Raw genomic sequence first — 1,759 nt, forward strand, 5'->3', positions numbered from 1 at the left:
GCGCCCGTAGCTCAGTTGGATAGAGTACCTGGCTACGAACCAGGCGGTCGGGAGTTCGAATCTCTCCGGGCGCACCATTACACCGAAACAGCAGGCCTCGGCCTGCTGTTTTTTTATGTGTGTTTTTCGGCAGGGCTGCGCCCTGCACCTGCAGAAGCCACTGCGCAAGCAACAGCAACAGCTGGCATTCCGTGGGATGGCGGGGCGGTATGGATAGGCAGGACACGCCGTAAACCCATCCATGGGGGCTCGATGGCGCCGTCCATGGCGCCAACGGTCCTGCCTATCCATACCGCCCCGCCCCTGACAGATCACCGCGATCTGCGGTAGATCCACGCCGTGCGTGGATGACTCCATTGAATTCGAATATTTCGACAGTTGAACGAAGGACATCCATGCTTGGCGTGGATCTACGTGTCGACCAAGGTCGACACCCACCAAGAGCAGGCCAAGAGCAGGCCAAGCCATTCCGGCAGATCGCGGAAATCTGTCGAAGGCGGGGTGGGTCCGGTTGCGGGAGTGTCCGCGGCATGGATGCCGCGGCCAAGCCCCCATGGACGGGTTTACGGCGTCTCCCGCAACCGGACCCACCCCGCCTCCCCACAGGAAACCAGCTTCTGCTGTTGCTGTTGCTGTTGCTTCTGCTGTTGCTGTTGCTGTTGAGGTTGCCGGCCAGCGGCCGGCACTACCGCAGGTGCAGGGCGCAGCCCTGCCGAACCCTACCCCTCTGCCATCGCCTGCCACCATTGCGCCAGCAGCTCCGGCCGCCGCAGGCGCTCGCGCCACCAGCGCAGGGCCGCGCCATCTTCACCGGTGCGCCAGGCTAGCCAGAAGGTCTCTTCCGGCTTGTGCTCCTCGACCTCGCGGATCACCAGCTGGCCGCGCGCCACCGCCGCGCGCGCACAAGGCTCGGGCAGGAAGCCGAATCCCAGCCCCTGGCACTGCAGCTTCAACTTGCTGGCCATGTCCGGCACGGTCAACGTCTCCTGGCCCATCAACAGGCCCACCGTTCGTGGCAGCAGCCGCCGCGCCGAGTCGGACACGGCGATCGCGCAATACGGCGCCAACTGCTCGCGGCCCAGCACACCCGGCACGGACGCCAGCGGATGCCCGGGCGCCACCGCAAACACAAAATCAACGCTGCCCAGCGGCTCGACCACGTAGCCCCCGCCACTGGGCCCCTCACCGGGCGCGCCCACCAGCAGGTCGGCGCGCCGGTCCAGCAGCGCTTCCCAGGTACCGGACAGTGCTTCGCCAAACAGGCGCAGCCGGGTGGGCGCCGCCACCTCGCGGAACGCGGCAATATCCGGCCCCAGCAGCCAGGTCGGGAACACCGAATCCACCGCCAGGGTCAATTCCGCCTCCCAGCCCGAGGCTACCCGCCGCACCCGCAGCTCGAGCTCCCGGGCCGCACGCAGCAGGTGCCTGCCCTCCTCCAGCAGCGCGCGCCCGGCCTCGGTCGGCTCCGCCCGCGGGCCGATCCGGTCGAACAGCTGCACCCCCAGATCCTCTTCCAGCTTGGCCACGGTGTAGGAAATGGTCGAAGGCACCTTGTGCAGGGCCTTGCCGGCGCCGGCAAAGGAGCCTCGGCGGTCGATCGCGTCCAGGATCTGCAGGGCATCGAGGCTAAGCTTGAGCATTCGAAATTTTCGATGATGGCTGTCAAAACTATCCGTTTTTCAAACCCAGGGTGCAAGCGGATACTTCTCTTCAACGGGGAAACACAGCGGCTGGGCCCGCCCCCCCCCCCCCACCACCC

Annotated in this window: 1 protein-coding gene and 1 tRNA gene; one reads left to right on the forward strand and one right to left on the reverse strand. The window is 66.4% G+C overall.

Translation table 11 applies throughout. The features are described 5' to 3' along the window. Nucleotides 1–77 (forward strand) — tRNA-Arg (locus ACUXVE_RS20005). Nucleotides 78–719: 642 nt separating this feature from the next. On the opposite strand, the gene ACUXVE_RS20010 is transcribed toward ACUXVE_RS20005, so the two are convergent. Then, complete coding sequence (locus ACUXVE_RS20010) at nucleotides 720–1,640, reverse strand: LysR family transcriptional regulator (protein ID WP_222389972.1); 921 nt, start codon at nucleotides 1,638–1,640, stop codon at nucleotides 720–722. Nucleotides 1,641–1,759: the final 119 nt, after the last annotated feature.

It is taken from the genome of Stenotrophomonas sp. 3(2025), from assembly GCF_052665395.1.